The 8,555-nt window shown below is 73.6% G+C and carries 6 protein-coding genes; 3 read left to right on the top strand and 3 right to left on the bottom strand.

Going from position 1 to position 8,555, the window contains the following annotated elements; all coding sequences use genetic code 11:
- Positions 1 to 44: 44 nt before the first annotated feature.
- From ACFWPI_RS27555 to ACFWPI_RS27565, 3 genes are all read left to right on the top strand, one after another.
- Positions 45 to 3,098 (top strand): amino acid adenylation domain-containing protein, encoded by a 3,054-nt coding sequence (locus ACFWPI_RS27555; protein ID WP_380375042.1) that lies wholly within the window; start codon positions 45 to 47, stop codon positions 3,096 to 3,098.
- Complete coding sequence (locus tag ACFWPI_RS27560; protein WP_380375044.1) at positions 3,095 to 4,333, top strand: cytochrome P450; 1,239 nt, start codon at positions 3,095 to 3,097, stop codon at positions 4,331 to 4,333. Before ACFWPI_RS27555 ends, ACFWPI_RS27560 begins: the two co-directional genes overlap by 4 nt.
- A gap of 147 nt (positions 4,334 to 4,480) precedes the next feature.
- Positions 4,481 to 5,770, top strand: coding sequence for a cytochrome P450 (locus ACFWPI_RS27565; protein WP_380375046.1), 1,290 nt, complete (start codon positions 4,481 to 4,483; stop codon positions 5,768 to 5,770).
- A 133-nt stretch (positions 5,771 to 5,903) separates the two neighbouring features.
- On the opposite strand, the gene ACFWPI_RS27570 is transcribed toward ACFWPI_RS27565, so the two are convergent.
- The 3 genes from ACFWPI_RS27570 to ACFWPI_RS27580 all read right to left on the bottom strand — a co-directional run bounded on the left by ACFWPI_RS27570 (position 5,904) and on the right by ACFWPI_RS27580 (position 8,486).
- Complete coding sequence (locus tag ACFWPI_RS27570) at positions 5,904 to 6,347, bottom strand: SRPBCC family protein (protein WP_380375048.1); 444 nt, start codon at positions 6,345 to 6,347, stop codon at positions 5,904 to 5,906.
- Between the two features lie 30 nt (positions 6,348 to 6,377).
- Positions 6,378 to 7,388 carry an aldo/keto reductase gene (locus tag ACFWPI_RS27575; protein ID WP_380375050.1) on the bottom strand — a complete coding sequence of 337 codons (1,011 nt, stop codon included), beginning with the start codon at positions 7,386 to 7,388 and terminating at the stop codon, positions 6,378 to 6,380.
- Between the two features lie 111 nt (positions 7,389 to 7,499).
- Complete coding sequence (locus ACFWPI_RS27580) at positions 7,500 to 8,486, bottom strand: TIGR03571 family LLM class oxidoreductase (RefSeq protein WP_380375051.1); 987 nt, start codon at positions 8,484 to 8,486, stop codon at positions 7,500 to 7,502.
- Between the last annotated feature and the right edge of the window lie 69 nt (positions 8,487 to 8,555).

Consider the following 8,555-nt stretch of genomic DNA (forward strand, 5'->3'; position numbering starts at 1 on the left):
CCCGAACAACGACGCATCAGGAGGCGGCCGAGCACGCTGCGGCGGTGCCGTATCCACGCGATCGCTGCCTCCACGAGCTGTTCGACGCCCGGGCGGTGCACCGCCCGCGGGCCATCGCCTCCGTACAGCACGGCCTCGGCATCAGCTACGGCGAACTCAAGCTCCGCTCCGACGCGGTGGCGGCCCGGCTGCACGACTCCGGCGTGCGGTACGGCGACACGGTCGGGGTGTGCGGGGCCCGCTCTCCGGAGGCGCTGGTCGCGTTCCTGGGCATCCTCAAGACCGGTGCGGCCTACGTCCCGCTCGACGACGCCTCACCACCCGCGCGTCTGCAGGCGATGGCCGAGGACGCGGGGGTGCACACCGTCGTCACGCTGCCCGGCAGTTCCCGCCGCATCCGGCGCGTGCGTTCCCGCATCGACCTGGGTGGCCTGGCTCCGACCGCCCCGGCCACCCCGACCGCCCCGGCCGCGGTGCCGCAGGCCCGGGTGCTCCCCGCGGACTGCGCCTACGTGATGTTCACCTCCGGCTCGACCGGCCGCCCCAAACCCGTGGCGATCCCGCACCGCGGCATCGTCCGGCTGGCCGCCTCCGACCTGGTCCGGCAGCGGCCGCGGCCCGGTGAGCGGGTGCTGCACGCCTACGGCCTCTCCTCGGACGCCTCCACGATCGAGATCTGGCCCGCGCTGCTCGCCGGCGCCTGCATCGTGATCGCCGACCAGGAGGAACTGCTGTCGCCGACCGCCCTGGAATCGCTGCTGCTCTCCGAGCGGGTCAGCATCGCCTACCTGACCACCGGGGTGTTCCACCACATCGCGCGCACCAGGCCCTCGGCGCTGCGGTCCCTGCGGTTCGCCTCGGCCGGAGGCGAGGCGATGGACGCGGAACTGGCCCGCGCGATACTGGCGGCCTGCCCGGACACCACCGTGGTCAACTTCTACGGCCCGACCGAGAACAGCGTGGTGTCCACCGCACACGCGCTGCACGACCTGCCTCCCGAGGCGACGGCCGTGCCGATCGGCCTCCCCCTGGAGAACTCCACCTGTCACGTGCTGCGCCCGGACGGCACGCTCGCCGACACCGGCGAGGAGGGCGAGCTCCTCGTCGGCGGGGACGGGCTCGCCCTGGGGTACCTCGGCGACCCCGGGCTGACCGCCGAGCGCTTCGTCGACGACCTCGTCGAGCCCGGCACGCGCCTCTACCGCACCGGTGACCGCGTGGTCCGGCACCCGGACGGCGTACTGGAGTACCGGGCCCGGGTGGACCGGCAGATCAAACTGCGCGGGCACCGCATCGAGCCGGACGAGGTGGAGGCGCGGCTGCGCGCGGACGACACGGTGGGCGAGGCCGTCGTCGAACGGGAGGGCGACGCCCTGATCGGGTACGTGACCGCGGCCCGCCCCGGCCAGGCACTGACCCTGGACCGCATCCGCAGCGCTCTCGCCACCTGGCTGCCCGCGGCCGCGGTGCCCGCGCGACTGGTGGAACTCGCGCGGTTCCCGGTGACGGCCGGGGGCAAGGTCGACCGCGCCCGGCTGCGCAGGCTGACGGCGACCGAGGAGGCTGCCGTCCCGGCGGCGGTGAACGGCACCGCGTCCGGCCCGCAGGACACGGTGGCCCGGATCTGGCAGGTGGTGCTGGGTGTGCACCCGGCGCCGGGCGACAGCTTCTTCGACATCGGCGGCGACTCCCTGCTGGCAGCCGAGGCCGTCACCCGTGCGCTGGCCGCCTTCGGCCTCGACGCCCGGCACGGCCGCACCCTCGTCCACAGCCTGCTGCGCTCCCCGACCCTGGAGGACTTCACCGCCGCCGTCGTCGCCGTCCAGGGCCCGCCCGGCAGGGTGAACGCCGACGCGGGCCCGGTGGACTTCCGCGCCGAGGCACGGCTGGGCTTCACCCTCCCGCAACCGCGCGGGCCGGAGCCGGACTGGCACCACCCCGCGGAGGTGCTGCTCACCGGCGCCTCCGGCTTCGTCGGCGCCTTCCTCCTGGACGCGCTGCTGCGCCGCACCGACGCCCGGGTGTGCTGCCCGGTGCGGAGCCGGGCCCCCGCCCACGCCCGGCAGAAGGTGATGCGCAACCTCGCCCGCTTCGGCCTCGCCACCCCCGAAGCCGCCGACCGCATCGTGTGCCTCCCCGCCGACCTCGCCGAACCCGGCCTCGGACTGGAACCGGGCCGCGCCGACGAACTCGCCGACACCGTCGACCTGGTGATCCACTCGGCCGCGCAGGTCAACTTCATCTATCCGTACGACGCGCTGCGCCGCACCAACGTGGAAGGCACCAGGGAGCTCATCCGACTGGCGGCCGGGCGCCGGGTGCCGGTGCACTTCCTCTCCACCATCGCGGTGCTCGCCGGCTTCGGAACCGCCGGCGTACGGCACGTCGACGAGGACCTGCCGCTCGACCACGCCGACGGGCTCACCATGGGCTACGCCGAGAGCAAGTGGGTCGCCGAGGAGGTGCTGCGCGACGCCGCGGACCAGGACCAGGGCCTGCCGGTGGCGGTCTACCGTCCGTACGAGATCACCGGCGACCGGCACACCGGCGCGTGCAACACCGACACCGCGATCTGCTCGCTGTTCAAGACCATCAGCGAGACCGGGCTCGCCCCCGACATCCGGCTGCCGCTGGACTTCGTCCCGGTGGACTTCCTCTCCGACGCCCTGGTGCACATCGCCACCACCCACCGCGCCACCCGCCGGACCTACCACATGACCAACCCCCGCGCCGCGAGCCTGTGCGACATGCTCGACCGGATGGACAGGGCCGGCCACCGGATCTCCCGGCTCCCCTACGAGGAGTGGGTGGGCGAGCTCGTCCGCCACGTCGCGCAGCACCCCACGAGCCCCACGGCCCCGTTCGTCTCGCTGTGCGTGGACCGCTGCAAGCAGGCCGACATGTCCGTCAAGGAGATGTACTTCGAGGGCACCTTCCCGACCGTCGGGCGGGCCAACGTCGAGCACGACCTGGCCACCTCGGGCCTGCACTGCCCTCCCGTCGACGCGGAGCTGCTGGACCGCTACCTGGAGTACTTCTACACCACCGGTTACATCGAACGCCCCTGCCCCCGCCACCCGGAAGGGGCGCGGGCATGAGCGCACGGCCGCCCGGTGCGCGGGGGGCCGGCGCCGAGCCGGACGTCCTGGACTTCCCGCTCCCGCCGCCGGGCACCATGGGGCCGCCCGAGGAGTCCGCGCGGCTGCGCGAGAACTGCCCCCTGGCCAGGGTCAGGCTGCCGATGGACGCGACCGCCTGGTACGCCACCCGGCACGAGGACGTCCGGATGCTCTTCGCGGACCCCCGGCTGATCAGGCCGACCATCAACGACTGGCCGCCGCGTCCCGGGCAACCCGCGGACGACGGGCCGCGCCTGGTCACGATCGCCGAACTCGACGGCCCCCGGCACGCGGCCCTGCGCCGGGCGCTGGCCGAGCCGTTCAGCTCCCGGGCCGTGCGCGACCACCTGCCGCGCATCCGCGGGCTGGCCGGGCGACTGCTGCGGGCGTTCGAGGACAACGGCCCGCCCGGCGACCTCGTCGCCGGCTTCACCGACCCCTTCCCCCTGCTCGTGCTCTGCGACCTGGTGGGCATCCCCTTCGAGGACCGGGACCGGTTCCTCCCGGTGCTGGACGCGGCCCTCGGCGGCATGGTGACCTCGCAGGAGGGGCGCCGGGTCACCGACCTGCTGCGCGAGTACGTCGCCGCACTGATCGTCCGGAAGCGGGACCGGCCCGGCGACGACGTCCTGACCCGGCTGGTCCGCCGGTGCGACGACGGCGAGCTGACCCACGACGACGTGATGGCCTTCGGGCTGTCCATGCTCACCGTCGGCTTCGGCATCAGCAGCTTCTTCCTGGCCGACACCGTGCACACCCTGCTCGACCGGCCGGGCCTGTGGGCCCGCCTGCGCGACGGCCGGGAGCTGATGCCCGGCGCGGTGGAGGAGTTCCTGCGCTACATGCCGGTGATGAACGGCACCGTGATCCTCCTGGCGACCGAGGACATCGAGCTGCGCGGGCGGACGATCCGCGAGGGCGACGCCGTCATTCCCGTACCGGCCTGCGCCAACCGCGACGAGCGGGTGTTCGCCGACGCCGACCGGCTCGACCTGGAGCGGGCCGGCGCGACCACGGGCCGCGGGGGCCACCTCGCCTTCGGACGAGGAGCCCACAACTGCCTCGGCGCCCACCTGGCCCGCGCCGAACTGACCGCGGGAGTCGAGGCGTTGTTCGACCACTTCCCGCGGCTGCGCCTCGCCGAAGGACAGGAACCCGCCTGGGACGACGAATCCGTGACCAAGTCACCGCTGACCCTCCCGGTCAGCTGGTGAGACCCGACCGGCCACCTCGCACACGATCACCTCGTACGCGGCCACCTCACACCCGGCCACCTCACACCCGGCCACCTCACACCCGGCCACCTCGCACACGATCACCTCACACCCGGCCACCTCGTACGCGACCAGGGAGCACCGCCAGTGAGCAGCTCACCGCCGCAACCCGCCGCCGACCCGCCCGCCATCGACCTGCCCCTGCCGCCGCCGGGCACCATGGGCCCGCCCACGCAGTACGGGTGGCTGCGCCGGGAGTGCCCGCTCGCGGAGGTCCGGCTGCCGATCGGCGCCACCGCCTGGTACGCCACCCGCTACGAGGACGTCCGGGCCCTGATCGCGGACCCCCGGCTGATCCGGCCGACCATCAACGACTGGCCGCCCCGGCCTGACCGGGCCGCCGACGACGAGCCGGGCCTGATCACGATGATGGAACTGAACGGCCCCCGCCACGAGGCCCTGCGCCGCGCTCTGGCCGAACCGTTCAGCGTCCGTTCCGTCCGGCGCCGGCTGCCGCGACTGCGCCGGACGGCCGATGGGCTGCTGGACGACTTCACGGCCGCCGGGCAGCCCGGCGACCTGGTCGGCGGCTTCCTGGAGCCCTTCCCGCTGCTGGCCATGTGCGAGCTGGTGGGCATCCCCTACGAGGACCGCGAGTACTTCCTGCCCAGGGCGGACGCCGCCCTCGGGGCGATGGTCACCCTGGACGAGGGCCGCGAGGTCACCTCCGAACTGCGCGAGTACATCGCGTCACTGCTCGACCGCAAGCGGCGCGAGCCCGCCGACGACGTCCTCACCGGGCTGGTCCACGCGTGCGGGCCCGGCACCCTGGACGGGGAGAGCGTGGTGACCTTCGGGCTCTCGATGCTGGTCGCCGGCTACCGCACGAGCACCATGTTCCTGGCCGACGCCGTGGTGGCCCTGCTGACCGCGCCCGACCGGTACGCCCGGCTCCGCGACGACCGCGGCCTCCTACCCGGCGCGGTGGAGGAACTCCTGCGGTACATACCGGTCATGAACGGCGTCGTGGTCCTCCAGGCCGTCGAGGACATCGAGTTGCACGACCGCAGGATCCGCGCGGGCGACGCCGTTCTGCCCGTCCTCGCCTCGGCCAACCGCGACGAGCGGGTGTTCACCGACGCCGACCGGCTCGACCTGTGCCGGGCGGAGAACCCGCACCTCACCTTCGGCCGGGGTGCGCACAACTGCATCGGCGCGCACCTGGCCCGGGCCCAGATGGCCGTGGGACTGGAAGCCCTGCTCGACCGCTTCCCGCGACTGCGCCTCGCCGAGGGACAGGAGCCCGCCTGGGACGACGAATCCCCGAGCAAGTCACCGCTCACCCTCCCCGTCAGCTGGCACGCCACCACCGCCGCGGCTCAAGGGGTCGGCGATCCACCGGAACGACCGCGAAGCCACCGGCCCCCGCCGCCGTGAGGACACCGCCGAGCATTGCACTCACCGCCGCGCGCCGGGAGGAAGGGCCCTCCTGCTGGGCCGGCAGAGACCTTGGACGACCGCTCCGCGGGGAGCGCGCGTACGGAGTGCGTTGGGAAGGCGGCCCCGGGCCTCAGGAAGGCGTCAAGGACGGGCGGACCGTGGCGAGGGTGGTGTGGAGGGCGGCGAGGCCGTCGCGGTAGATGGTGGTGAAGAGGGCCACGGCCTCGGCCTCGGTGGCGCCGTCGGGGTTGAAGCGGCCGGACCACTGGACCTCGGCGGCGTTCTCCTGGCCGGGGACGGCGTGGACGCGGATCGTGGAGACGTAGCCGTTGACGGGGAACGGGGCTTCCAGGATGGCGTAGCTGTAGTGGTGCTCGGCCTCGTTGAAGGCGACGAGGCGCTCGATGATGGTCCCGCCCTCGGGGTTGCGCAGGCGGCGGACGCGGCCGCCTTCGAGGGCGGTGCTCTCGGGGATGTACGGGAGCCAGTCGGGGAGGGAGTCGAAGCCGCCGATGAGGTTCCACACCTTGTCGGGGGAGGCGGGGACGATGCGGCTGACGGAGGTGGAGGCCATGATCGGATTTCCTGACGGGTCGGGGGTGGTTCAGGCGCCGTACGGCAGCGGGGCGGCCGGGCTGACGAGTTCGGCGGAGCGCAGCTCCTGCCAGAACGCGGCGGGGACGGTCTCGTTGAGCGCCGCCTGGTCCTCGGCGATGCGGCTGGGCTTGGTGGCGCCGGCGACGACCGCGGCGGTGACCGGGTGGGCGAGGGAGAACTGCAGGGCGGCGGCCTTGATGCTCACGCCGTGCTCCGCGGCCAGGTCCTTGAGCCGGGTGACGCGCTCGATGATGTGCGCAGGGGCTTCCTGGTACTCGAAGTGGGTGCCGCCGGCGAGGATGCCGGAGCTGTAGGGGCCGCCGACGACCATGCCGACGCCCTGCTCCTGTGCCATCGGCAGCAGGCGCTGGAGGGCGTGCTCGTGGTCGAGGAGGGTGTAGCGGCCGGCGAGGAGGAAGCCGTCCGGGCGGGGCTCGTCGAGGGACAGGGTGAGCTCGATCGGCTCGGTCTTGTTGACGCCGAGGCCCCAGGCCCCGATGACGCCCTCGTCGCGCAGGCGGGACAGGACTCGGAAGGCGCCGGTGCGGGCCTCCTCGAACTTGGCCAGCCACTGGTCGCCGTGGAAGTCCTGGGCGATGTCGTGGACCCAGACGATGTCCAGGCGGTCGGTGCGCAGGCGCTTGAGGCTGTCCTCGATGGAGCGCTCGGTGGCCTCGGCGGTCCAGACGTGCAGCATCCTGTTGGGGTTGCCGTGCTCGAACAGGCCACCCTTCTCGCCGAGTTCGCGGGCGCCCTCCTCCAGTTCCGCGAGGATGACGCGGCCGACCTTGGTGGAGAGCACGTACTCGTCGCGGGGCTTGGCGCAGAGGACCTCGCCGAGGCGTTCCTCGGCGAGGCCGGCGCCGTAGAAGGGGGCGGTGTCGTAGTAGCGGACGCCGTGCTGCCAGGCGGCCTCGACGGTGGCGGCGGCCTCCTGGTCGGGGATCGCGCGGAACATGTTGCCGAGCGGGGCGGTGCCGTAGCCGAGCTTGCCGGGGAGGAGTTCCTTGAGGGACATGGTGGTGCCTTTTCGAAACGGAGGGTGCGGGGCGCAAAGGGTCACGCAATAGATGCGAGCGCGTCTTGCATGCGTTAACAATAGTTGCAGGCGCGCTGTAATGCAAGGGCCCTACGCGCCGGATGCGGGGAAGCGCGGCAGGACGTACTCCGCGAGCTCCTGCAGCAGTTCCTCCACCGGCCGGTCGTTGGGCCGCAGATTGAAGGAGACGTGCGAGACCCCGAACAGCGCCATGCTCTCCAGGTGCTCGATCAGGGCGTTGCGGCCGGTGCTGAGGCCGAGCCGGATCGGACGGGCCGGGGCGTCCGGGTCCTCCTGGAGGGTGAGCACCATCGGGGTCACGTACGGCTTCTCCCCGGCGAGTTCGCGCCACTGGCGGGTCCGCAGGCGCAGCGCGCCCAGGTCGCGGGGGTAGTTGAGCGAGGCGTCGGCGTGCTCGGCGATCCACTCGGGCGTCTGCTGGGCGCCTCCGGCGACGGCGATCGGGATGCCCGCCGCCTCCGCCGGTTTCGGCAGGACCTCCAGCTGGAAGTCCGGGCCGAGCCCGGCCCCGGGCAGTTCCAGCGGGCCCGGGCGCCAGGCGGCGCGCAGGGTGTGCAGTCCCTCGCGGAAGGCGGCGCCGCGGGCCTCGAAGTCCCGCCCGAAGAGCGGGTACTCGACGGGACGGTCGCCGCTGGCGAGGCCGAGCAGCATCCGGCCGCCGGAGAGCGCGTCGACGGTGGCGGCGGCCTTGGCGACGAGCAGCGGTTCGCGCAGCGGCAGGACGACGGCCGCGGTGCCGAGGACGGCCTGCTCGGTGACGGCGGCGAGGTGGCCGAGGTGGGTGAAGGTCTCGAAGACCGTCCCGGCGTCCCCGAAGCGGACGGGGTCGAAGAGCGGGACGTCGCGCACCCAGAGGCCGGCGAAGCCGAGCCGGTCGGCGAGCCGGGCGAGGCGCGCGTGGTCGGCGAGGTCCGGGACGCCGTGGGGGCGGCCGACCGTACGGTCGGTGGCCTGCCGGGACGGGCCCCAGTCGTTGTCGAGGGGGAGTTCCAGGCCGAGGGTGAGCCGGCCCTCGCCGGGGGCGAGGCGGGCGAGGGCGGGGTGACGGGGTGCCATGGGTGAATCGGTCCTCAGAGCGGGGGGAACGGGCGAAGCCCGCTGCGGGCCGGCCGGGAAGGGCCGGCC

It is taken from the genome of Kitasatospora sp. NPDC058492 (assembly GCF_042720685.1).
Classification (GTDB): Bacteria; Actinomycetota; Actinomycetes; order Streptomycetales; family Streptomycetaceae; genus Kitasatospora.